The organism is Sphingomonas bisphenolicum, assembly GCF_024349785.1.
Classification (GTDB): Bacteria; Pseudomonadota; Alphaproteobacteria; order Sphingomonadales; family Sphingomonadaceae; genus Sphingobium; species Sphingobium bisphenolicum.
This window is the reverse complement of record NZ_AP018817.1, coordinates 491585-515040: the sequence shown is the minus strand read 5'-3', so window position 1 is coordinate 515040 and position 23456 is coordinate 491585. Positions and strand designations below refer to the sequence as shown.

At 65.2% G+C, this 23456-nt stretch carries 21 protein-coding genes and 1 tRNA gene; 10 read left to right on the top strand and 12 right to left on the bottom strand.

Features of this window, described 5'->3' with window-relative positions:
* Positions 1–4 precede the first annotated feature (4 nt).
* The 3 genes from SBA_RS02465 to SBA_RS02455 are packed head-to-tail and all read left to right on the top strand — an operon-like array spanning position 5 to position 991.
* A complete protein-coding gene (locus tag SBA_RS02465; protein WP_224548961.1) occupies positions 5–232 on the top strand; it encodes an AbrB/MazE/SpoVT family DNA-binding domain-containing protein in 228 nt (75 codons plus the stop codon).
* A complete protein-coding gene (locus SBA_RS02460) occupies positions 232–645 on the top strand; it encodes a type II toxin-antitoxin system death-on-curing family toxin (RefSeq protein ID WP_224548960.1) in 414 nt (137 codons plus the stop codon). The genes SBA_RS02465 and SBA_RS02460 overlap by 1 nt, the downstream gene beginning before the upstream one ends.
* A 25-nt stretch (positions 646–670) precedes the next feature.
* Complete coding sequence (locus tag SBA_RS02455) at positions 671–991, top strand: LysR family transcriptional regulator (protein WP_261935780.1); 321 nt, start codon at positions 671–673, stop codon at positions 989–991.
* Positions 992–1110: 119 nt separating this feature from the next.
* Here SBA_RS02455 and SBA_RS02450 read toward each other — a convergent pair whose 3' ends face one another.
* A complete protein-coding gene (locus SBA_RS02450) occupies positions 1111–1785 on the bottom strand; it encodes a DUF6891 domain-containing protein (RefSeq protein ID WP_261935779.1) in 675 nt (224 codons plus the stop codon).
* Between the two features lie 192 nt (positions 1786–1977).
* Here SBA_RS02450 and SBA_RS02445 point away from each other — a divergent pair, with 192 nt between their 5' ends.
* Positions 1978–3825, top strand: a complete 1848-nt coding sequence (locus SBA_RS02445; protein ID WP_261935778.1) for an ABCB family ABC transporter ATP-binding protein/permease — start codon at positions 1978–1980, stop codon at positions 3823–3825.
* Between the two features lie 40 nt (positions 3826–3865).
* Here the strand turns inward: SBA_RS02445 and SBA_RS02440 are convergent, their stop codons facing one another.
* From SBA_RS02440 to SBA_RS02430, 3 genes are all read right to left on the bottom strand, one after another.
* Positions 3866–4489, bottom strand: a complete 624-nt coding sequence (locus SBA_RS02440) for a hypothetical protein (RefSeq protein WP_261935777.1) — start codon at positions 4487–4489, stop codon at positions 3866–3868.
* A 62-nt stretch (positions 4490–4551) separates the two neighbouring features.
* The gene (locus SBA_RS02435; protein WP_261935776.1) at positions 4552–4953 is read right to left on the bottom strand and encodes an acyl-CoA thioesterase; all 402 of its coding nucleotides are present in this window, start codon (positions 4951–4953) and stop codon (positions 4552–4554) included.
* Positions 4954–5050: 97 nt separating this feature from the next.
* Positions 5051–7123: a S9 family peptidase gene (locus tag SBA_RS02430; RefSeq protein ID WP_261935775.1), complete on the bottom strand. Its 2073-nt coding sequence runs from the start codon at positions 7121–7123 to the stop codon at positions 5051–5053.
* A gap of 112 nt (positions 7124–7235) precedes the next feature.
* Here SBA_RS02430 and SBA_RS02425 point away from each other — a divergent pair, with 112 nt between their 5' ends.
* Positions 7236–9017 carry an aminopeptidase P family protein gene (locus SBA_RS02425; protein WP_261935774.1) on the top strand — a complete coding sequence of 594 codons (1782 nt, stop codon included), beginning with the start codon at positions 7236–7238 and terminating at the stop codon, positions 9015–9017.
* Between the two features lie 3 nt (positions 9018–9020).
* On the opposite strand, the gene SBA_RS02420 is transcribed toward SBA_RS02425, so the two are convergent.
* A complete protein-coding gene (locus SBA_RS02420) occupies positions 9021–9158 on the bottom strand; it encodes a hypothetical protein (RefSeq protein ID WP_165363661.1) in 138 nt (45 codons plus the stop codon).
* Between the two features lie 116 nt (positions 9159–9274).
* Here SBA_RS02420 and SBA_RS02415 point away from each other — a divergent pair.
* A tRNA-Thr gene (locus tag SBA_RS02415) sits at positions 9275–9349 on the top strand.
* A 23-nt stretch (positions 9350–9372) separates the two neighbouring features.
* On the opposite strand, the gene SBA_RS02410 is transcribed toward SBA_RS02415, so the two are convergent.
* From SBA_RS02410 to SBA_RS02395, 4 genes are all read right to left on the bottom strand, one after another.
* Positions 9373–9609 (bottom strand): DUF1294 domain-containing protein, encoded by a 237-nt coding sequence (locus SBA_RS02410; RefSeq protein ID WP_261935773.1) that lies wholly within the window; start codon positions 9607–9609, stop codon positions 9373–9375.
* A gap of 37 nt (positions 9610–9646) precedes the next feature.
* Positions 9647–11695, bottom strand: coding sequence for a TonB-dependent receptor plug domain-containing protein (locus SBA_RS02405; protein WP_261935772.1), 2049 nt, complete (start codon positions 11693–11695; stop codon positions 9647–9649).
* A gap of 119 nt (positions 11696–11814) precedes the next feature.
* The gene (locus SBA_RS02400; RefSeq protein WP_261935771.1) at positions 11815–13215 is read right to left on the bottom strand and encodes a porin family protein; all 1401 of its coding nucleotides are present in this window, start codon (positions 13213–13215) and stop codon (positions 11815–11817) included.
* A gap of 112 nt (positions 13216–13327) precedes the next feature.
* Complete coding sequence (locus SBA_RS02395; protein WP_261935770.1) at positions 13328–14284, bottom strand: PQQ-dependent catabolism-associated beta-propeller protein; 957 nt, start codon at positions 14282–14284, stop codon at positions 13328–13330.
* Positions 14285–14427: 143 nt separating this feature from the next.
* On the opposite strand from SBA_RS02395, the gene pedF reads away from it, so the two are divergent.
* The 4 genes from pedF (at position 14428) to SBA_RS02375 (ending at position 18359) form a co-directional block, all read left to right on the top strand.
* Complete coding sequence (pedF, locus tag SBA_RS02390) at positions 14428–14856, top strand: cytochrome c-550 PedF (RefSeq protein WP_261935769.1); 429 nt, start codon at positions 14428–14430, stop codon at positions 14854–14856.
* A 5-nt stretch (positions 14857–14861) separates the two neighbouring features.
* Complete coding sequence (locus SBA_RS02385) at positions 14862–15728, top strand: substrate-binding periplasmic protein (RefSeq protein WP_224548944.1); 867 nt, start codon at positions 14862–14864, stop codon at positions 15726–15728.
* Between the two features lie 96 nt (positions 15729–15824).
* Positions 15825–17564 carry a methanol/ethanol family PQQ-dependent dehydrogenase gene (locus SBA_RS02380; protein ID WP_315975791.1) on the top strand — a complete coding sequence of 580 codons (1740 nt, stop codon included), beginning with the start codon at positions 15825–15827 and terminating at the stop codon, positions 17562–17564.
* Positions 17565–17576: 12 nt separating this feature from the next.
* A complete protein-coding gene (locus tag SBA_RS02375; protein ID WP_224548943.1) occupies positions 17577–18359 on the top strand; it encodes a response regulator in 783 nt (260 codons plus the stop codon).
* A gap of 63 nt (positions 18360–18422) precedes the next feature.
* On the opposite strand, the gene SBA_RS02370 is transcribed toward SBA_RS02375, so the two are convergent.
* From SBA_RS02370 to SBA_RS02360, 3 genes are read right to left on the bottom strand one after another with little or no spacing between them, the layout of a single operon-like run.
* A complete protein-coding gene (locus SBA_RS02370; RefSeq protein ID WP_261935768.1) occupies positions 18423–20021 on the bottom strand; it encodes a Na+/H+ antiporter in 1599 nt (532 codons plus the stop codon).
* A 58-nt stretch (positions 20022–20079) separates the two neighbouring features.
* The gene (locus tag SBA_RS02365) at positions 20080–22302 is read right to left on the bottom strand and encodes a hybrid sensor histidine kinase/response regulator (protein ID WP_261935767.1); all 2223 of its coding nucleotides are present in this window, start codon (positions 22300–22302) and stop codon (positions 20080–20082) included.
* On the bottom strand, positions 22299–23441 hold the full coding sequence (locus SBA_RS02360; RefSeq protein ID WP_224548940.1) for an FIST N-terminal domain-containing protein: 1143 nt from the start codon (positions 23439–23441) through the stop codon (positions 22299–22301). The genes SBA_RS02365 and SBA_RS02360 overlap by 4 nt, the downstream gene beginning before the upstream one ends.
* Between the last annotated feature and the right edge of the window lie 15 nt (positions 23442–23456).

Below are 23456 nucleotides of genomic sequence, written 5' to 3'. Positions count from 1 at the left end.
CCGTATGAACATGCCCCTCAAAATCACGAAGATCGGCAACAGCGCCGGGGTCATCCTCCCCAAGGAGTTGCTCGCCCATCTCAACGCCGCCGCCGGGGATAGTCTCTCCGTCGTCATCACCCCCCGCGGGATCGAATTGTCCGCTGCCGAACCGGACTTCGACGCGCAGATGGCGGCGGCGCGCGACGTGATGGCCCGGCGCAAGCGGGCGTTGCGCGAACTCGCCAAATAATGGCGCGGCAGAACTGGGTCTGGGTCACGCTCGCCGTGGCGGAGGCCGCCCATGCCGAACAGATCGCCGAACATGGCGGGGGTGGCGATGCCCTGCGCGATCGTGGCCTGTTTGAAAGCGCGATGGCCCGGGCAGAAAATCTTGCAGCTTATGGCGATCCGGACGCCGCTGCTCTGGCCGCCGCCTATGCCTATGGCCTCGCCCGTAATCATCCCTTCGTCGATGGCAACAAGCGGATCGCTGCGGTAGTTAGCGAAACCTTCCTGCTCCTGAACGGCCATAGCCTGAATGCGACCGACGCCGAACTGGTCGTCGCATTCCTCGAACTGGCCGCCGGCACCCTCTCCGAAGAAGACCTCGCCGACTGGTTCCGTCAGCATCTCGCCCCCGCTGCATCAGCCCTTTCCTATTAGGAAATCCTCTGATCCATCCTGATGGATGGAACAGCAGCCTCTCCCCAATCCGCCCGCCGGCCCCGCCCCAAAACGCCGCGCCCGCTGGACGCCCGCGTTGCAGGCGTCCTTTCTCGGCACCTTGCTACAGACCGGCAGCGTGCGCCATGCCGCGTGCGCGGTGGGCCTGTCGCCGTCCAGCGCGCATCGTCTCCGCCGCCGCCTAGCGGGCACGGAGTTCGACCGGAACTGGAATGAGGCGCTGATGCTGCATGATCGGTTGATGGCCCGGCCATTATCCATCGATCATGGCGCGGGCGTCGCCCGACCGACGATAGGAAGGGGCGCTTTGGGGGCGCGTCGGTGACGCTTCGGGCGCGCCTTGCAGAAGCCTTGGGAGCGCTTCGACCCGAAAAGCCCGACAATGGAGTGAACTTCGCCCTATATCTTCGGCCTGTCACCTACATATGTGGCTGCGGCGCGCAATCAGCCTTCCAGCACCCGCACGCCGCGCCGCTTCTTCCAGTCCAGCGCCACGCTGATCCGCTGCTCCAGCCGACCGTCCCATCCGGTGCTCAGGCCCTGCGCTTCCAGCGCGGCGACGATACGATGGCCGATCGCGATCGCCCCATCCTCGCCCTGTTCGCACGCGCCATAGTTCAGATAGAGGCCATGGCCTTCCACGGCGGACTCGGTGTCCTGCATGTGGAAAAAGGCATAGCCCTCCACCGCCACGCCTTCCTCCTGCGCAGCCTCGATCTCGTCCCAGATTTCGGTCGCGCCGCATGTGCCGCAGCAGGTGAAATTCTGCCGCGCGACCACGCCCTGTTCCTCCAGCGCGGCGAAAGCGGCATCCAGCCGGTCGCAATCGGTCGTGTCGGACCAGCCCTGTTCGGCGGCGCGATGTTCGGCCAGCGCCGCGCGCAACGCCGCCGACGCCTCGACCCGCAGCAGCGGCCGGGGCAGTTCCTCCTCGAACATGTCGTTCGCATTGGTCAATATCGCGTCGTCGTCGAAAAAGCCGCCCGCGACGTCGCGCCGCACCAGATCGCGCAGCGCGGCGACCGGGTCGTAACTGGCCTCGAGCGCGGGTTGCGGCGCTTTGGGTTCCGGGCGATCGGCTTTGTTTCCGAAAATCCGATTCCATAATGCCCCGAACATGCGCCTGCCTTGCCTCCTGCGATGCGCCGCGATGCACCCACCATGCCCCGCGTCGCTGCAAAGGAAAAGGGGGAAGACGTCGCTTTGTTCCTCCGGCACGTCCCGTCGTCAGGGTGCGTGCGCGCATCAGCACAGTTTCGATGGCTGGATCATCCCATTGGATTGCCGCGCCATTGCGCCTACATGCGGCCAATGCCCCCCGATACCGCTTCCTCCGCGCCGATCCCGCCCATCTGGGCGACCTTGCGCCGCTTCCTCCCCTATCTCTGGCCAGCAGACTCGGCCGCGCTGCGCCGCCGGGTGGCGCTCGCCATGGGGCTGGTCTTGCTGGCGAAGGTCGTCAGCCTCGCCATGCCCTTTGCCTACAAGGCCGCGATCGACCGGATGGCGCCGGGACTGGAGCCGGCCGTCGGTCTCGCCATGGCGCTGGTCGCGGTCTATGCTGGTGCACGCTTTGGCAGCGTCCTGTTCGACAACCTCCGCAATGCGGTGTTCGAAAAGGTCGGGCAGGAGGCGGGGCGGCGGCTGGCGGACGATGTGTTCGTGCATCTCCATCGCCTGTCGCTGCGCTTCCATCTCGACCGCCGCACCGGCGCCGTCACCAAGATCGTGGAGCGCGGCACCAAGAGCATCGACACGATGCTCTATTTCCTGCTGTTCAACATCGCGCCGACCGTGCTGGAACTGGTCGCGGTCTGCGCCATTTTCTTCGTCAAGTTCGGCCCCGGCCTGGTCGTCGCGACGCTCGTCATGGTGGCGCTCTATATCGGCTTCACCCGCACCGTCACCGAATGGCGCAACCAGTTGCGTCGCGACATGGTGGATATGGACACCAATGCCGTCGCCCACGCCGTCGACAGCCTGCTCAATTTCGAGACGGTCAAATATTTCGGCGCGGAACAGCGCGAAGCCACCCGCTACGGCACGGCGATGCGCCGCTATGCCCAGGCGGCGGTCAAGAGCGAGAACAGCCTCGCCTGGCTCAATATCGGCCAGTCGCTCATCACCAACCTGATGATGGCAGGGGCCATGGCCTATACCGTCTGGGGCTGGAGCCGCGGGCAGTTCACCACCGGCGACGTGGTGCTGGTCAACACGCTGCTATCCCAGCTGTTCCGCCCGCTCGACCTGCTCGGCATGGTCTATCGCACCATCCGCCAGGGGTTGATCGACATGGAGGCGATGTACAAGCTGATCGACACGCCGCAGGAGATTGCCGACGCCCCCGATGCCCGCGACCTGCAAGCCCATGGCGGCGCTGTCCGTTTCGATCATGTCCGCTTCGGCTATGATCCGGAACGCGAAATCCTGCACGATGTCAGCTTTACCGTCCCAGCCGGAAAGACACTGGCGATCGTCGGCCCGTCCGGTGCGGGCAAGTCCACCATCGCCCGCATCCTGTTTCGCTTCTACGATATCCAGTCGGGCCAGGTGTCGATCGACGGGCAGGACATCGCACAGGTCACGCAACAGTCGCTGCGCGCGTCGATCGGCATCGTGCCGCAGGACATGGTGCTGTTCAACGACACGGTCGGCTATAATATCGGCTATGGCCGCGAAGGCGCGACCCGGCAGGAGATCGAGGCCGCGGCGAAGGCGGCGTCGATCCACGACTTCATCCTCAGCCTGCCCAAGGGCTATGACACCCGCGTCGGCGAACGCGGCCTCAAATTGTCGGGCGGCGAAAAACAGCGCGTGGCGATCGCCCGCACCTTGCTCAAAGACCCGCCGGTGCTGGTGCTGGACGAAGCGACCAGCGCGCTCGACAGCCGTACCGAAACGGAAATCCAGACCGTATTGCGCGACATCAGTCGTCAGCGCACGACTCTGGTGGTGGCGCATCGCCTCTCGACCGTGGTCGATGCGGACGAGATCATCGTGCTCGACAAGGGCGTGATCGTGGAACGCGGCCGCCATGCCGATCTGGTCCGGGCCGACGGTCTTTATGCGCTCATGTGGGCGCGTCAGGCGGCGGAGCGGGAGACGATGCCAAGCGAGCCGGGCATCGCGGATATGTTCGAGGTCGTGACGCCCTCCTGATCCTTTGATCGAGAGGGCGTCATCAGGTCGGTTCTGCCGGTCAATTATGCGTGGTGACCGTGGTCGTCGTTCGTTCGGCGACCGAGGTGCGGGGCGCGGTGGTGGTCGTCTTGCGCACGACCTTGCGTCTGGGCGCGGTACTCCGCGCCGCGGCCGGCTTGACCGTTTCGGTCGTCACGGTGGTGGTGGCCGGCGTGGCCGCGGCGAGGGCGGCGGCGTTGCGCGCTGCCTGGGCATCGGCGGCGGCGGAGGCGGCTGCCCGCTCTGCGGCGTCGGCGCGGGCATTGGCGGCGCCGGCCTCGGCCTGGGCATCGACGGTCGCCTGCGCCTGCGCCTGCGCGTCCATATTGGATTGCTGCTGGCTCTCGCCGATCATCGTGTCGGCATATTGCTGCGCCTCGACGGCGGACTTGATTGCGGCCTGTTCCTTGCCGCTCTTGTAGCTTTCCTGGGCCAGCCGCAGCGATGACTGCGCTTTGGCCAGCAGTTCAGGCGTGGCGGGATTGGTGGTGGGCAGGCGCTGGGCGGCGTTGATCTTGCCCTGGGCCTGCGCGATCGCAGCAAGTGCCCGTTCCTCGTCACCGGCGAAAGCGGGAGTAGCCGTCAGGACAAGGGCGGATGCGGCAAGAAAACCACGCAGGGTGGACCCGAAATGATTATGCATTTTATTCTCCTGTCATTGTGCATGACGGGCGGAGAAACGTCCCGGTCTTGTCAGTAGTTCCTTTATCTGAGGTTCAGGAAAGGTGCCGCTACTTCAGCAGGCACTCGCATCAATCGCGCCGTTTCCTTGTCTATCATCGCCCAGGTCGATCGGGCGGCGACCTTCACCTTGCCATCCGGCCCGATGAATTCGATCAACCGGTCGAAACGCGCGCCGCGCGGCGGATCGGGAATCCAGGTCCGCGCCGTCACGGTCTCGCCTTCGGTCACATTGCCGCGATAATCCACCTCATGCCGGGTCACGACCCAGATATAGGCGTCGACATGGGAGGGCAGGGCGTGCGTCATCCAATGTTCGACCGACACCTGCTCCATCCACTGGACCCAGACGGCATTGTTCACATGGCCCAGAACATCGATATGTTCGGGTAATGCGGTGAACGACTTGGTGAAACTGGACGCCATAACCTCACTCCGTTCGCCTTTAGCCTGTCGCAGGGCATCCTTGAAGAAAGTGCCGGGCTGCGACAGGCTCAACCCGACCGGAAGAAAGGCGTTGCCTTCACCCCTCGATGCCCAATTGCCACAGGATGAAGGCGAACTCTTCGGCCGTCTCGTGCAGGCTTTCGAACCGCCCCGATTTGCCGCCATGGCCTGCACCCATATTGGTCTTGAGCAGCAAGATATTGTCGTCCGTCTTGGTCGCGCGCAGCTTCGCCACCCACTTCGCCGGCTCCCAATAGGTGACGCGCGGGTCGTTCAGCCCGGCCGTCACCATCAGCGGCGGATAGGCCTGCGCGCTGACATGAGTATAGGGGTCGTAGGATTGGATCGTATGGAACGCGGCCTCGTCCTCGATCGGATTGCCCCATTCGGGCCATTCGCCCGGCGTTAAGGGAAGCGTTTCGTCCAGCATGGTGTTGAGCACGTCGACGAAGGGCACATGCGCCACCACCGCGCCCCACAGGTCGGGATCGCTATTGACCACCGCGCCCATCAACTCGCCACCGGCCGACCCGCCCGAAATGCTGATCCGGCCCTTGGATGTATAGCCCAGGTCGATCAGCCCCTTCGCCACGTCCACGAAATCGGTGAATGTGTTGACCCGCTTGTCCAGCTTCCCATCCAGATACCATTGCTGGCCCAGGTCATCGCCGCCGCGAATATGCGCCAGCGCAAAGGCGAAGCCGCGATCGAGCAGCGACAGCCGGCTGGTGGAAAAGCCTGGCTCCATCGCCAGCCCATAGGCGCCATAGCCATAGAGATGCAGCGGCGCGCTGCCGTCGCGGGGCATGTCGGCGGGGTAGACGATCGACACCGGGATCTGCGTGCCATCCCGCGCCGCGATCATCAGCCGTTCGGTGGCGTAGCGGCTGGCGTCATAGCCCGACGGAATTTCCTGCATCTTCAGAACATCGAGCGCGCCGGTCGCCAGATCATAATCATAGATGGTGTCGGGCGTGACCATCGATTCATAACCGATGCGCAGCTTGGTCACGTCATATTCGGGATTGTCGTCCAGCGACGCGGAATAGCTCGCTTCGGGGAAGGGAATGCGCTTGGGCGTGTGTGTCGCATAATCGCGCAGCTCGATCTGGTCCAACCCGTCCTGCCGCCCTTCGGTGACGTAGAAGTTCTTGAACAGGGTGAAGTCGGTCAGGTAGAAATGGGCGTCGGGCGCGATGACTTCCTCCCACCGGTCGGGCGCGTCCAGCGTCGCCTTCACCAGCCGGAAATTGGGATGGTTGTCGTTGGTCTTGATGTAGAGCGTGCCCTCATGCTCATCGACATCATATTCGCGGCCGGGCTGGCGCGCCGCGACCAGTAGCGGCGCGGCCGTGGGATCATCCGACGGAATCAGCCAGGCTTCGCTGGTCACATGGTCGCCGGTCGCGATGACGATATATTTTTCCGAGGAGGTGAGGCCGATCGAGACGCGGAACCCCTCATCATCCTCATGGAACAGCTCGACATCGCTCGCCACATCCTGTCCCAGCCAGTGCAGCCGGGCGTTGTCGGTCCGCCAATTCTCATTGGCCATGCCATAGAGCAGCCCCTTGCTATCCGCCGTCCATACCAGCGACGACAATGTGTCGGGGATTACCTCCGGCAGGATGTCGCCCGAAAACAGGTCCTTGATCCGCGCCTCGAACCGTTCCGAGCCATTGGTGTCGATCGCGTAGGCGAGATAGCGGCCATCAGGGCTGACCGACATCGCGCCCAGCCGGAAATAGTCATGCCCCTCCGCCAGAGCGGGTTCGTCCAGGATCAACTGGTCGTCGCCACCGGCAACGGGCCTGCGATACCATTTGCGATATTGCGCGCCGGTTTCGAAGGCGCGCCAATAGACATAGTCGCCATCCTTCTGCGGCACCGACTGGTCGTCTTCCTTGATGCGCCCCTTCATCTCGGCGAACAGCGTGTCGAGCAGCGGCTTGTGCGGCGCCATCGCGCCGTCGAACCAGCCATTCTCCGCCTCCAGATAGGCCAGCACATCCTTGTCCTTCACATCCGGATAGCCCGGGTCGCGCAGCCATGCCCAGGGATCGTCCACCGTGACGCCATGATGCGTGACGCTGTGCGGACGGCGCTCGGCGACGGGGGGCAGAAGGGGGGGCTGCATTTGATCGGTCATTAACTATCCATGGTCCAGACGGGGTCATGCGCTGGAATAAGCGCGCTCGCCCCTCTATGTTGTCGGCATTATGGCCGACGCAAGAGGCCCGACATGATCCAAGGGAATTGTGATGTCCAGTTATGAAGACCGCCTGAAGGCCCTGCGCGCGCAACTGGTGCGCCAGAAGCTCGATGGTTTCGTGGTGCCGCTGACCGACGAGCATATGAGCGAATATGTCGGCGCCTATGCGCAGCGGCTCGCCTGGCTGACCGGATTCCAGGGGTCGGCAGGCAGCGCCGTGGTGCTGCCGCAGGAAGCCGCGATCTTCGTCGACGGCCGCTATACGCTGCAAGTACGCGAGCAGGTGGACGGCGCCCATTGGCAATATGAAAGCGTGCCGCAGACCTCCATCGCCGCCTGGCTGAAGGATCATGCCGGCCAGGGCGCGCGGATCGGCTACGATCCCTGGCTCCACACGCGCGCCTGGGTGGAACAGGCGACGCAGGCGCTGGCCGAGAAGGGCGCGGAACTGGTGGCGGTGGACACCAACCCGGTCGACGCCGTCTGGCCCGATCGGCCGGCGCGCAGCGACGCCAAGCTGGTTGTCCATGGCGACCGCTTCGCCGGCCGGTCGGCTGCGGAGAAACGCGCCGCCATGGCCGACTGGCTGGTGTCGAAAAAGGCCGACGCCGTCGTCCTCTCCGCCCTCGATTCGATCGCCTGGACCTTCAACATCCGGGGCAAGGACGTGGATCGCACGCCGGTCGCGCTCGCTTATGCCATCGTCCATGCCGACGCGACCGCCGACCTCTACGTCGCCCCGGAAAAAATGGACGAGGCCGTCGCTCAGCATCTGGGCAATGCGGTGCGTGTCCTGGACGGTGAGACCTTCGCCGCTGCGCTCCAGGATTTCGCCGGCAAGACCGTCGTCGCCGACCCCGAGCGGGCGGTGGCCGCGATCTTCACCGGGCTGGACCAAGGCGGCGCGACCGTGCTGTCGCTGCGCGATCCGGCCGTGCTACCCAAGGCGATCAAGAACGACATCGAAATTGCGGGGCATAAGGCTGCACAGGCACGCGACGGCGCGGCGCTCAGCCGCTTCCTGCATTGGGTTTCGGTCGAAGCGCCCAAGGGCGGCCTGACCGAACTGTCTGCGTCCGACCGGCTGGAGGCATTCCGCAAGGAGACCGGCCTGCTGGAGGATCTGTCCTTCGACACGATCAGCGGCGCGGGGCCGAACGGCGCCGTCGTCCATTATCGCGCCGAGGAAAAGACCAATCGCCCGATCGAGCTGAACAGCCTCTATCTGGTCGATTCGGGCGGACAGTATCGCGACGGCACCACCGACGTCACCCGCACCCTGGCGATCGGCACGCCGACCGACGAAATGCGCCGCCGCTTCACCCTGGTCCTCAAGGGCCATGTCGCGCTCGCCCGCGCCATCTTTCCGAAGGGGACGCGGGGCGGCCAGCTCGATGTGCTGGCGCGGCAATATCTCTGGGCCGAAGGTCTGGATTATGCCCATGGCACCGGCCATGGCGTCGGCAGCTTCCTGTCGGTGCATGAAGGGCCGCAGCGGATCGCCACCTTCGGCGGCGGGGACGAGCCGCTGGTCGCGGGCATGATCCTCTCCAACGAGCCGGGTTATTACAAGACTGGCGAATATGGCATCCGCATCGAGAATCTGGTGCTGGTCGAGGAACGCACGGTGCCCGGCGCAGAAAAGGACATGCTCGGTTTCGAGACGCTGACCTTCGCGCCGATCGACCGCGCCCTCATCTCTATCGACCTGCTGAGCAGCGAGGAGCGCGCCTGGATCGACGCCTATCATACAACGGTGCTGGACTTGGTCGGCCCGCAACTGGAGGGCGACGCGCTCGCCTGGCTGAAGGCCGCCTGCGCGCCGCTCTAAGCATCAGTCCTTCGGGTCTTCGGCGGGAGGCGGCGTTGCGCCCTCCCGCGAAGCCTCGCGCGTCTGGGCCTTGCGCCGGCGCAGATTGTCGCGCAGCGCCTGCGCCAGCCTTGTCTTTTTCTCGTCCTGCGTTTCAGCCATGCCATGGGCTTAAGCAAAATGCGTACTCGGCCGCAACCCGCCTTGACATCGGGACGGGGGGCGGCCATAGGCCCGGCCTCCGAAGCGCGAACGGCGCCTCGGGACAGAAATAGAGTGCTGCCGTAGCTCAGTGGTAGAGCGCATCCTTGGTAAGGCTGAGGTCGTGAGTTCAATCCTCACCGGCAGCACCATTTCTCCCCCGGACATCCGACGATCAACGCATTGCCCAGGCGGCGGCCGCCACCGCCTGCGCCGCGACGATCAGCCATAACAGGGTCGAGAAGGGCTGCTTGCGCGTCTTGTGGCGAAACAGCCGCCGACCGACGAGCGCACCCGCCGACCCGCCCGCCAGCGCCCATAAGAGCAGCGTACGTTCGGACAAGCGGCGCAGCCTCAGCCGGGCACGCCGCTTGTCCATGCCAAAGAGGGCGAAGGCGACCAGGTTTGCCAACAGTAAAGCCGTGGGGAGCAGGATCGCCCGAATCGTGTCAGCCCCCGAAGCTGACGCCGATCCACAGCGTGCGCGGCGTACCCAGGTCTGTGGAGGGAATGCCGTTGGTCGTCACCTGCCGCGTAACGACCCGTTCATCGAACAGATTTTCGCCCCGCGCCACCAGACTGACGCCATGGCCGATCGGCAGGCGCGCGATGGCGTCGCAGGTGATGGCGGCGGGCAGCACGTCTTTGTGCAGATCGTCCTCATATTGCTTGAATGTATAACGCAATGTCGTCGATAATGACGGACCATGGGCCGGCGCCCATGCTATTGTTCCGCTGGCGGCGTGGCGCGGCGTCTGAGCAGGGGACAATCCGTCGAACAGCGCACCCGGCGCGTGCACAATGCTGTGGCTATAAGCATAGGAAGCAGAGACGCTAAAATCATCGACATGGGCGCTGGCCGTGAGTTCGATGCCCTTCGCCACGACGCGATTCACATTCTGGCGCTGGCGCGTGTTCCCGTCCGCTGAAATGGTGACATTGGCAATGGCGTCGTCCAGCCGATTGTAGAAGGCGGTGGCGGACAAGGTGACGCCCTTGGCCGGGGTCAGATCGATGCCGGCTTCGGCGCCCTTCAATTTTTCCGGCTTGAGTGCTTCGTTGGCGCGCGTGGTGACCGGAAAGACGACGAACGGCCGGTAAAGTTCATTGAGCGTCGGCAGGCGGAAGCCGCTATAGGCGGCCGCCCGCAGCGCGATCGCGTCGCTGGCGCGATAGAGCGCGCCGACCCGGCCGGATATTTCCCAGGCGGACCGGTCGGCATAGCCGAAATCCTTGGACACGGCGCTCGTGGTGGCATTGACCTCCTTGTAGAAGCCATTGCGGATCGACCAGCGATCGGCGCGCGCCCCGCCGGTCAAAACCAGCCGGCCCCCAAGACCTTCCGGCGTCCAGTCATCCTCGGCAAAGATGCCGCTCGTCCACTGGTCGCCGCCGGCATGGCGCAGGAAGGTGCGCGGATTGGTGGCAATATTGGCGTTATAGGCGTCCTCATACATGTCGCCGGTGGCGAAGCGCGTATCGACGCCCAGCCGCAGCACATGGTCCGGGCCGACCGGCGGCCGGATCTCGATCTTGCCGCCGATGCCGGTGGAGGGGGTGTTGCGCTGGTCCAGCGATTTGCGGAAGGTCGACGAGGAGATGACGATGTTGGAGAAGTTGCGCGCCTGGATATAGGCCAGCGCATCGACCTGCCACGCGCCGCGATTGATATAGCGGATGCTGGCGTCCTGCCCCTGGCTCATGCTGTCGGCCCCGGCGAAGCGTAGCGTGCGGTTATCCTCGAACAGGGTCGCGCGGAATTGCAGTTCCGACGTGGCGGCAATCGGGGCGACCGCACGGAGATTGGTCGACCAGCCGTCATAGGCGGCCGGCACGGTGGCGGCGACGCGCTGATCCCCGGGCGTGGTCTGGAATCCGTCGCCCCGGTCCCAGCGGCCCGACAGCGAGACATAGCCGCCGCCCAGATCCTGGGTCAGTCCGGCGGAGACTTCGGTCGAATCGCGGCTGCCATAGAAGGCGCTGGCGGAAAAATCGGGCAGTTGCGCGCGCGTCGCGCTGGCCAGTTCGATCGTCCCGGCGACCGCACCTGCGCCGAAGGCGCCGATGCCGCCGCCGCGGGTGACGCGGACTACGGACAGGCGTTCGGGCGCCAGCGCGCTGAACGGGATATAGCCAAAGAAGGGATCGGCGATCGGCACGCCGTCGAGCAGCATCAACGTCCGGCTCGATGCATTGCCGCCCAGCGCGCGCAAGGTCGCGCCCTGGTTGGATGGGTTTGACGATCGGCTGTCCGACCGCCGGAATTGCTGGAAGCCCGCGACATCGCCCAGCACGCTTTCTATCCGCCCCGATGCGCTGTCGAGCAGCCGCTGCCGGTCGATCACCACCGACCCGTAAGCCGGCGTGCCGGGCGGCAGGTCCAACCCCGCGCCGGTGACGATGATCTGCGATGAGTCGCCCGGCGCATCATCGGGCGCCTGGGCCAAGGCGGCTGTGGGTACGGACAGCAAGATAGCGGGCAGAATGAAAATTTTCATGGCGATCCCCTCGACGCCCCTCTCCTTATTTTCCATGCCTTTTGCAAATGGAAAGGGGCTGCACCTTATTAGGATGCAGCCCCCGCCCCATGACATTGGTCCTTTGGTCACATGACGCGTCAGAAGAAGAGAATCGCTCCCGCCGCGATGGCGTCCGACGTCGCCCGATTACCGTTATGCGCTTCCGACCGGCTGTTCACATATTCGCCGAGCAGCGTCACCCAACTGTTGAGGCCGTAGCGGACCTGACCGACCCAACTGCTATTCTTGTCGACCAGCGTCGGATTGGCCAGCGCATCGGCGATAGTGGCGTAGTCGAGATTGCTTTCGCCATAGCTGCCGCCGACCGAGAATTTGCCGAACGTGGCCAACCCCTGCAGGTAAAAGCCGTGGCTGTCGCGCTTGTTGCCCAGGCCATCAGTGTCGAACAGGTTGAGCGCGGTGGTGCCCAGTCCCGATGCGTCATAATAGGTGCCGACCACCGTGACCGGCCCGAACGTGACCTTCGCGCCTGCGTCCCAGCCCCAGCCGGTATAGTCCGGCCCGGCATCGACATTATGCTTCTGCGTCACGCCCGACACCCACAGGCGGGTGCCGACGTCACCGAACTTGCCGTCATAGACGAATTTCGCCTGGAAGCCCGGCTGCTTGTTAGTCTCGGCCGGCCCCGTCAGCGAGGACAAGGGTTCGAATATGCCCACACTGGCGGTGAAGCCGCTGAAACTGGGTGTGGTATAGGTGATCTGCGGCTGGAAGTCGGTGTAGATATAGCCGGTGCCGATACGACCGAGCGTCGTGTTGGAGGGGGCGACATTGCCCGCAGGTGTGCCCGACGACAGCAGGGTGATGTCGTTGAGGATCGATTCGGACTGGAACAGGCCGATGTCGCGGCCGATCTTCACCTCGCCGAAGCCGGCGCGACCGAAGGTCAGATAGGTCTGGCGAAAGTCGATGCCCGCGGTTTGCAGCGCGCGGGGATTGCCGGCACTGTTGGCGCCGCCGCCGGCCGCATAATTGACCGAATTGATGCCGGGATACATGCCGAAATGGGCGCCCACGTCCCAGCCGTCCAGGCTGGTTGAGGCTTCCACTTTCAGGAAGCCGGGGAGCAGGCCGTTGCGGACGGCCGAACTGCTGCCGCCCACGGTCGCGACACCGCCGGTCACCGTGGTTGTGGCGCTGGGCGTATCGCCATTGTCATGGACGTAGAAGCCGTTGACCGAGCCGGAGAATTTCAGCGTCACGTCGCCAATCTGGAGACCCACGCCACTGTCGGTCATGCGCACATAGCCCGCCCCCCCGGATGCGTCGGGGGTCACCGCCGGGGCAGGAGCCGCGGCGGTCTGCGCCGCCTCGGCGGTCTGACCCTTCGCCAACTCCTGATATTCATCATCGGTCAGGATGCCCTTTTCGTGCAGCCGCTTCAGCAGATCCGCGGTGGTTCCGGCCATGGCCGGCGCCGCGGTGGCGGCGAGCATCAATGCTCCAGCCGCGCTCATCAGGCGCAACGTCCCCTTCATTATCATCCTCCCTGTATATCGCCGACTTGTGTCCGGCTGGGGCGGAGAGTGGGACGGATGGGGGAACCGAGAAATTGGACTTAGGTTCTCGTCCCTTCGGACAGGAGGCGAATCAGGGCGCGGCGGCGATGCCCCACGGCGCTGCGCCGACCGCGATGGTCTGGGTCACCGCGCCCTTGGCCAGGTCGATCGCGCTGACATTGTCCGAAAGGCCATTGGCGGCATAAGCGCGCGTCCCGTCGGCGCTGATCGCGACATGCCAGACGCGCTTGCCGACCGGCACATAGACCCGCACCTTGCGGGTCGCGACATCGACCAGCGCGACATGGTCGGCCCGGCCCAGCGCAATGACCGCGGTCTTGCCGTCGGGGGTGAAGCTTATGCCGCAGGGCAGGATGCGATGGTCGGGGATGCCGGGAATAGCGAAGCGCAGCGTTTCGGCCACCTGCCGGCTGGCGGTGTCGATGATCTGCACCGTGCCGCCGACTTCCGCCGCGACCCATAGTTGCTTGCCGTCGGCGGTGAATTCGACATGGCGGGGGCGCAGATCGACCGGGGTTTCGGCGACCATCGCCTTGGCCTTGATGTCGATCCAGTTGACGAGATTATCTTCTTCGGACGTGACGACGACCCATTGGCCGTCCGGGCTTTGCGCCACCCCCTCCGGCTCGCCGCCGACATCGACCTGGAAGGCGACGGTGCGGCTGGCGAGGTCGATCGCGGTCAGCGCGGCGTCATCTTCATTGGCGACGAACAGGGTCGTGCCGTCGCGCGACAGGAAAAACTGTTCCGGGTCCTGCCCGGACGGCAGTTCCGCCACCACCTTGCCGCTCGCCCGGTCGATCACCTGCACCGCATGGTCCAGGCTGGCGCAAAGATAGAGATATTTGCCGTCCTTCGACACCGTGATGCCGCGCGGCCGGCCGCCCACCGGCCAGGTCGCCGTCACCGTACCCGACGCGGCGTCGATCACGCTGACGCTGTCGCCGCGCTCATTGGAGACATAGAGGGTTTCGGCCTGCGCGACGGCAGGCACTAATATCAACCCTGCCATGATGATGCGCTTCATACCCGTCTCCTGCCCCTAATCTTCTCCCAACGGTCTATCCGCAGCCCGCTCGCTACGGGATTGTACCAATGGCCAATGGGGACGCGGCCCGCCCTTGCCTACACTGGCGGCCATCAGGGGAAAACCGACCGGGTGAGGATATAATGAAGATATTGGGTAGGGTCGCATTGCTGGGCGCCATCGCTACGCTGGGCATGACCGCGACAAGTGCATTGCTGGCGCATGGCGACGTGACGCCGCAAGCCGTCGATACGTCCGCATTGCCGGAAATCGGCGACACCTGGCTGGAAAAGAACCCCTATAGCGGCAACGCCAAGGCGATCGAGATCGGCCAGTCGGCCTATGGCCAGAATTGCGCGCGCTGCCATGGTCTGGACGCGGAAAGCGGCGGCATCGCCCCCGACCTGCGCTATCTGGAAGCGGGCGAGTCGGGCGACCAGTGGTTCGCCGAACGCTTCCGCCACGGTTCCAGCCATGACGGCAAGGTCTATATGCCGCCCTTCGGCGACGTATTGGGGCAGAAGGCCGGCTGGGCGATCCGCGCCTGGCTCGAAACCAAGCACGAAGGCTGATCCCGATGCTCAGCCGTCGCGCATGGATGGGCGGGGCAGGGGCGGCGCTGGCGCTGGGCCTGTTGCCGGGTCGCAGCGACGCCGCGCCGCTGGCAAAGGTCAAGGCGCTCGGCACGCTGCGGGTGGTCGTCTACAAGGATAACCGACCCTGGTCGTGGGAGGAGGGGGGCAAGCTCGTCGGCCTCGACGTCGACCTGGCGCAGGCGATCGCCGGAAAACTGGGCGTCCGCGCCGACGTGGCGGAACTCGTGGCGGACGAAAGCGCCGACGACGATCTGCGCAACGGCGTATGGAAGGGCGGTCTGCTGGGCTTCACGCCGGGCGACGTCATGCTGCATGTTCCCTTCGATCGCACCTTCGCCGCGCGCAACGATCAGGTCGCGATCGTCGCACCTTATTATCGCGAGAGTTTCGCCTTCGCCGGCGTGGGGGGGGCGGTAGCGCTGGAAGGAATGCCGACCGAATGGCGCGGGCGGCGGCTGGCGGCCGAGCTGGACAGCATTCCCGATTTCTACCTGATCGGATCTTTCGGCGGCCTGTTGACCAAGGATGTCGCCCATTATCCCAGCGGATCGGCAGCCGTGGAAGCGATGACGGCGGGCAAGGCCGACGCCGTACTCGCCAGCCGCGCCCAGATCGAGGAGGGGCTGCACCGCGCGGGCGATGGCGCCAGCCGGATCGCGCTGCGCAAGGGGCCGCTCCCTGCCTTCGCCTCGCCCGGCTGGGACATCGGCATGGCGGTGAAGGAAAATAGCCGCACGCTGGGCGATGCGGTCGAGGAAATCGCCACCGCCATGGCCGCCAGCGGCGAGATGAAGGCGCTGTTCGCGCGCTATGGCATCACCTGGACACCGGCGAACGCCGCGGGGTGAGTGCCGACCGAAGGTTCAATTGCTGCGCCCGCCGCGCAGCATAGTCTGCACGACAACGGGGGGCGTCGAGCGCCCGTTCAACAAGGGAGGATGGTTATGAAGGGACCGATCATGCGGGCGCTGTCGGGCGTTGCCGCGATGACGCTGGCGATTGGCGCCGCACCGCTGCTGGCTGAAGGGCCGACCGATGCGGATCTGATGAACGACGCGGCATCGACCGGCGACGTTCTGACCTATGGCATGGGGCCGCAGGCGCATCGTTTCAGCACGCTGAAGGCGATCGACACGAGCAATGTGTCCAAGCTGGTGCCGGCTTTCGCCGCCTCGCTGGGCGGAGAAAAGCAGCGCGGCCAGGAAGCGCAGCCGCTCGTCTATGACGGCACCATCTATGTGACGGGCAGCTATTCGCGCCTGTTCGCCTTCGACGCCCGCACCGGTGAGGAAAAATGGCAATATGACGCCCGCCTGCCCGACGGCATCATGCCCTGCTGCGACGTTGTCAATCGCGGTGCCGCCATCCATGGCGACAAGATCATCTTCGCCACGCTCGACGCGCGTCTGGTTGCGCTCAACCGCAACACCGGCAAGGTGATCTGGAACAAGCAGATCGCTGATTACAAGGAAGGCTACAGCGCCACCGCTGCGCCTCTGATCGTCAAGGGCATGGTCATCACCGGCAATTCGGGCGGCGAGTTCGGCGTCGTCGGCGCGGTGGAAGCCCGCGACGTGAACACGGGCGAGCTGATCTGGCATCGTCCCGTGATCGAAGGCCATATGGGCACGCTCAAGGGCAAGGATAACGGCATCACCGGCAAGCTCAACGCCACTTGGCAGGGCGACCTGTGGAAGAGCGGCGGCGGCGCGACCTGGCTTGGCGGCACCTATGACCCCGAAACCAACCTGCTCTTTTTCGGCACCGGCAACCCCGCGCCGTGGAACAGCCACCTGCGTCCCGGCGACAATCTCTACACCGCCTCCACGCTGGCGATCGACCCGGACACCGGGGTCATCAAATGGCATTTCCAGACCACGCCGCACGACGGCTGGGATTTCGACGGGGTGAATGAATTCATTCCCTTCGACGCCACCATCAACGGCAAGCCGATGAAGCTGGGCGCGAAGGCCGACCGCAACGGCTATTTCTTCGTGCTGGACCGCACCAACGGCAAGTTCATCAGCGCCAACAAGTTCGTCATGCAGACGACCTGGGCCAATGGCTTCAACAAGGCTGGCAAGCCCAATTACATCCCCGAAGGCCGTCCGCCCGCGCCCGGCGAGGGCAAGGGCAAGCCGGTCTTCGCCTCGCCCAGCTTCCTGGGCGGCAAGAACTGGATGCCGATGGCTTACAGCCAGGATACCGGCCTGTTCTACATCCCATCCAACGACTGGGGCATGGATATCTGGAACGAGCCCATCGCCTACAAGAAGGGTGCGGCCTATCTGGGCGCGGGCTTCACCATCAAGTCGATCGCGGAGGATCATATCGGCGCATTGCGGGCGATGGACCCCAAGACCGGCAAGATCGTGTGGGAATATAAGAACAAGGCGCCTTTGTGGGGCGGCGTTCTGACGACCGGCGGCAACCTCGTCTTCACGGGCACGCCCGAAGGTTTCCTCAAGGCGTTCGACGCCAAGACCGGCCAGGAATTGTGGAAGTTCCAGACCGGGTCGGGCGTGGTCGGATCACCTGTCACCTGGGAACAGGATGGCGAACAATATGTGGCGGTGATGTCCGGCTGGGGCGGCGCGGTGCCGCTGTGGGGCGGCGAAGTCGCCAAGTCGTTCAAGGACATCAACCAAGGCGGCGCCCTTTGGGTGTTCAAGCTGCCTAAATAAGGAACCAGGCAAATGATCGTCATGGGACGTGGATATTATGCGCAATCGGCCCCGGCCATCCCGCCCGGCGCATTGCGGCTTGCCACGTCCCATGATGTGTCCGATCATCATGGGCAGGGGCAGGATATGGGGCTTTATATGGGCGGGGAAGCGGTGATGGAGCGGGTGCTGATCATCGACGATCATCCCCTGGTGCGCGACGGGTTGCGCAGCGTGATCGCAATCAGTTTCGATAATATCGAGATTTTCGAGGCGGCCGGACTGGAAGAGGCCGTCGCCACGCTGGAAAAGCAGGATAATTTCGACCTGATCCTGCTCGACCTCAACATTCCCGACGTGCGCCGTCTGGACGGGCTCAAGCTGCTGCGCGATCGATTCCCGATCCTGCCGGTGGTGATGGTGTCGGGCGCGTTCGACCGCTCGATCGTGCAGGAGGCGCTGGCCGCCGGCGCCGCAGGCTTCATTCCCAAGTCGCTCAAGCGCAGCGCGATCGTGGAGGCTTTGCATCGCGTCGTGTCAGGCGAAATCTACCTGCCCGAAACGATGGGCGAGGGCGCGACGCCGTCAGCGGAGGAGGACGACATCGCCCGCCGCATCGACAGCCTGACGCCGCAGCAGAAGACGGTGCTGGGCCATCTGGTCAACGGCCGTCTCAACAAGCAGATCGCGCATGACCTCAACGTGTCGATGACCACGATCAAGGCGCATGTCTCGGCTATCCTCCAGAAGCTGGGCGTCTTGAGTCGCACCCAGGCGGTCATCAAAGCGAACCGGGTGCATTTCGGCGCGGATTGATATCCTCTTCATGGTCCGCATTCGCCGATGTGTCTGCTGTTCAAGCCGGGTTTGGACTGATCCCTAAGCCTTTGCCGACAGCGCGCTCATTTCCTCCAGGTCCAGGTCGCGCTCCAGTTCGTGCAGCGTCTGTTCGTCGATGTCCCCGATCCGGTGCAGGCGCAGCAATTCGGCCCGTCCCGCCGCCACCGCCATCAGCACCAGATCGAAATGCGCATGAAGGATGTGCGCATGTTCCGCTTCCTGGCCTGCATAGGTGACCGACAACGTCGCATGGCGCTGGTATCGGTCGAGAAGGCGCGGATGCAGCAATGTGCCGTCGGCGTCATAGGCATGGGCCTCGACCACCCGGACCTGCGCCTGCGCCATGGCGGCTTCCGCCTCGCTCATGCTCAGACGCGCCCGGTCGCTCGCCGGTTCCTCCAGCTTCAGCAGTCGGATCACCGCACCCAGCGTGGTGCCCTGGATCAGCACGGTGCCGATGATGACCGCGAAGGCGGCGACGAGGATGAAGTCGCGGCCGGGAAAGCCTTCCGGCACGCTCAGCGCCACTGCCAGCGTCACAACGCCGCGCATACCGGCCCAGCCCAGCACCACCGCCGATCGCGGACCAATCGGCGTATAGCGGCGCACGCCCATCGCCCGTAGCAGGCGGGTGACGCCGTCGGACCCGAAAACCCAGAGGAAGCGCGCGAGCGTCAGCGCGATCAGGATCGCCAGCACCGGCCCGGCCATTTGCGCCAGCACCAGTTGGAAGCCGCCGACCCGGTCGATCACCCCGCGCAGCGAGGAACCGATCAGCAGGAAGACGAACGCCTCCATCAGGAAGATCATCACCGCCCAGAAAGCCGTGCCGTTCATCCGCACCGTGGCGGAAAACACGACATGTTGAAACCAGCCGCAGATGAGTCCCGTGGTGACCGTGGCGATCACCCCGGACACATGGACCGTCTCCGCCAACAGGTAGGACGCCCATGGTGCGAGGAGCGACGAAGCGATCATCAGATATTTGTCGTCCAGCCGCGGCGTCAGCCGGACCCAGGCCATGCCCACCGCCGCGCCGACCAGCGCGCCGCCGATCGCCAGCAGCGCAAAGCTTTCCATCGCCTCCATCAAGCTGAACGCCCCGGTGACGCCCGCTGCGATCGCGAAGCGGAAGAGGACGAGGCCGCTGGCGTCGTTGAACAGGCTTTCGCCCTCCAGCAGGATGGACAGGCGACGGGGCAGGCGGACATGTTGCAGCACGGCGCGCGCCGACACCGCATCCGGTGGCGAGACGATCGCACCCAGCGCCGCGCAGGCGGCCCACGGCAGGGACGGCACCAGCCAGTGGGTCACCACCGCCACGATCACCGTGGTGAAGACCACCGCGCCCACCGCCAGGGCGATGATGCCCAGCATGTGACGATGGAGGTGGCGCAGGGCGATGAACCAGGCGCCATCCATCAACAGTGGCGGCAGGAAGACGACCAGCACCAGTTCCGGATCGAGCGAGATGACCGGCAGGCCGGGCAGGAAGGCAAAGAGCGCGCCGCCGGTCAGCAGCGCCACGGCGGGCGGGAGGCCTATCTTGTGCGCCGCATAATGCAACAGGATGATCGCCAGCAGCATGGCGACCAGCAATTCGAACAATTGCATCGGATGCATTGCGTCCCCCTGCATCAGCTTCGCTTCCTCTAGTAGCGCCTGATCCCGGCAGGTCCAGAGGACTGCGCGGCCCCTATTTGAGCATGGTCCGCAGCAACGCCCGCAACTGGGCCGGCTTGACCGGCTTGTTGAGCAGCGGGATGCCATGCGCGTCGAGCCGCGCCTTCAACTCCTTGCCGCGATCGGCGGAAATCATGACGGCGGAAACCGGCATGGCGAAATGACCGCGCAGGCGGTCGAGCGCGATTTCGCCCGTTTCGCCGTCGTTGAGATGATAGTCGATCAGAATGATGTCCGGCGCCTCGCCGGGCGCAAACAGGCCGGTCGCTTCGGCGAAGCCGCCGGCGGTCCGCACGGTGCAGCCCCAGCCGCCCAGCAGCGTGCGCATCCCCGTCTGGATCGCCCGTTCATTGTCGATGACCAGCACGTCGAGACCGCGCATCGTGCGGTCGCGGCCGATCGTCTCCGATCCGTTGTCCAGGTCCGCTACCGGTTCGCCCAGCGGCAGCTCGATCGCAAAGGTCGATCCGCGGCCGGGCGCGGACTCCAGCGTCACGCGATGGCCCAGCATGTCGCTCGCCCGCTTGACGATGGCCAGGCCCAGCCCCTTGCCGCTGGTGCGGGTGTCGAGCCGGCGGAACTCCTCGAACACCAGCGCCTGCTTGTCGGCCGCGATGCCCGGACCGCTGTCGGTCACGCTCACGCGAATGGCCTGTTCGCCGACCAAGCAATCGACCCGCACCGATCCCTGCTGGGTATAGCGCAGCGCGTTGGACAGGAAATTCTGCAGGATGCGCCGCACCAGTCGGATATCGGAGCGGACCCAGAGCGGTTCGTTCGCCATGTCCAGCATCAGCCCCGATGCGCGGGCGACGGGCGCGAATTCCACCCGCAACGTGCCCAGCAGCGTGTCGAGGCGGAAGTCGCCAATTTCCGGCTGGATCGCGCCGGCATCGAGCCGACTGATCTCCAGCAGCGCCTCCAGCAGATCCTCGACCGAATCGAGCGCGGTCGATGTCTGGTTGACCAGCGCGCGGGTGGGCAGCGCCAGCCGCCGATCGCCCAGCGCCGCGACGAAAAGCCGGGCGGCGTTCAACGGTTGCAACAGGTCATGGCTGGCGGCGGCGAGGAAGCTGGTCTTGGACAGGTTCGCCTTCTCCGCCGCCGTCTTGGCGTCCCGCAACTGCGCCTCGATCTCGCGCCGTTCGGCGACTTCGGCGCGCAGTTCGGCGGTGCGCTCGGCGACGCGACGCTCCAGCGTCTCGGCGGTTTCCTGTAGGCCCGCCTGCGCGCGCAGCATGTCGGTGACATCCGTGAAGCCGATCACCTGCCCGCCGCGCTCCAGCGCCGTGCTGCGGACTTCGAAATGACGATCCCCGGCCGCGACCAGCGCATGGCGGGCCGCGCCGGGCTGGTCGCCCCGCCAGTCCAGGCAGCCCCCGTCCGCCATGCCCAGCCGATCGCGGCACCAGCCGAGCAGCGCGCCATGGCTGGCGCCTTCCTGCGCCCAGTCGTCGGGCAGGTCGAGCACATGCTGCAACGCCTCGTTCCAGGCGGCGACCCGTCCCTGCGCATCGAACAGGCATACGCCTTCGGACAGATTGTCGAGCGTCGATTGCAGCACCAGATTACGTTCGGCCAGTTCCAGCGCGCGGTTGCGGGCATCCTCCGCCTTCACTTCGGTGATATCGGTGTAGATACCGACGATCCCGCCCTCGCTGGTGCGCAGTTCGTTGATCTGGACCCAGCGGTCGTCGGCCAGCGCCTGGACATGGCCGCCATCGGCGACGCTGTGGCGCGCCAGCCGGTCGGACACCCAGCGGTCGGGCGCGACCACCGATCCGGGGGGGCGGTGGTGCGCCGCGGCCAGCCGCGCGACATCCTCGAACGACATGCCTTCGTGCAACTGGTCGGCGATTTCGGGCCAGAAGCCCAGATAGGCGTCGTTGAACAGGACCAGCCGGTCTTCCGCATCGAACAGCACGAAGCCTTCGTTGATCGAATCGATCGCGTCGCGCAGCCGCAGCTGCGCCGCTTCGGCGCTGGCATGGGCCTGGGCGAGGTCGGCATTGGCGGTGGCAAGCCTGCCCAGCGCGTCTTCCAGCTCGGTCGTCCGCTCGCGCACCATCGCTTCCAGTGTGATCGCGGTTTCGAACATCGAAAAGGCGTTGCCGGCCATGTCGCTGGACCGTTCCACCCGATCGATCAGCGCGGCGTTGATCTTGCGCAACTTGCGGTTGTCTTCGCGTAGTTGAGCCAGTTCCGCCTCGGTGGAAGGAAGGGTCGTTTCCGTCATCGCCCGATCGCCAGCCCGCTGAACGTCTGGTTGACGTGCAGCGCATGATATTGCTCGCCATAGGTGTTGAAACCGATCACCCGATGGCGGCCATAGAGTTCGGACACGGCGCGGCCGATCTGCCGCTGTTCCGCGTCGATGCGGTTGAGCACGCAATCGAAGGCGATGATCCGGTCGACCTGGCCGACATGGGCGCCGATGTCGGCGAACATCGTCTCCATCCCCGCGATCCGGTCGATCGGCTCGCCCACGGTCAGCACGATCCCCTCGTCGATCGCGCAATAGAAGGTCAGGCTGCCGTCCGGGTTGGCGCTCTGGATCGACCGCACATGATAGTCGCCCCCCGCGCGCACCATCGGCGGATGGGCGGCGTAGAAGGCCAGGCCCAGCGCTTCGCCGGCATGGCCCGCCAGCCGCAGATATTCCTGCGCCGCCGGTTCCGCGTTGATCTCGGTCACGATCCGGTCCTGCGGGATCGCGCCGGTCACGACCATCTTCGCCGCGCCGGGACGATAATGCTGCGCCTTGAACACATGGATCGGGCGCGGCGTGGACAGGATCGCGATTACTGCGGCGCGCTTGTGAAAACGGCCGCCTTCGAAGATCGCGGTTTCGCGGAACGCCAGCCCGTCGCCCGACGATCCACCGATCAGGGGGATGTCGCCCAGCGCATCCTGGATCGTCATCGTCAGCAATTCTTCGCGGTGGGACAGGCCATCGACCAGGAATAGCGCGACATGATTGACCGCGTCGCCCAGCCGCCGGCTGTCGCGATCGGCGATGGCGGCGAGCGATCGGATCGCCTCCCGCGCGGCAACGGGATCGAATGCATCGATATCGTCGAAAATATGGGACGTCAGGTGGAAGGCGTCGGCCGGAAAACCGATCACGCTCAGGCTGTCCTCGTCATAGCCCGCCTCGGTCAGCTCGCCCGAGCTGGTGCAACCGATCGCGACGACATGTTCGCTATGCCGGTTGACCGCGCGGGCCAGTGCATCGCGATCGAAGCGGTGCGAGCAGAACAGCAGCATCCCGGCCAGCGGCGCATCGCCCAATTGCCGCGCGACGTCCGCCATCGCCGTCGCCGGATCGGGCGAATGGCTCGATGCGAAACCGATTTCCGACGCCAGCATGGTCATGTTCCTCTCCCCCAT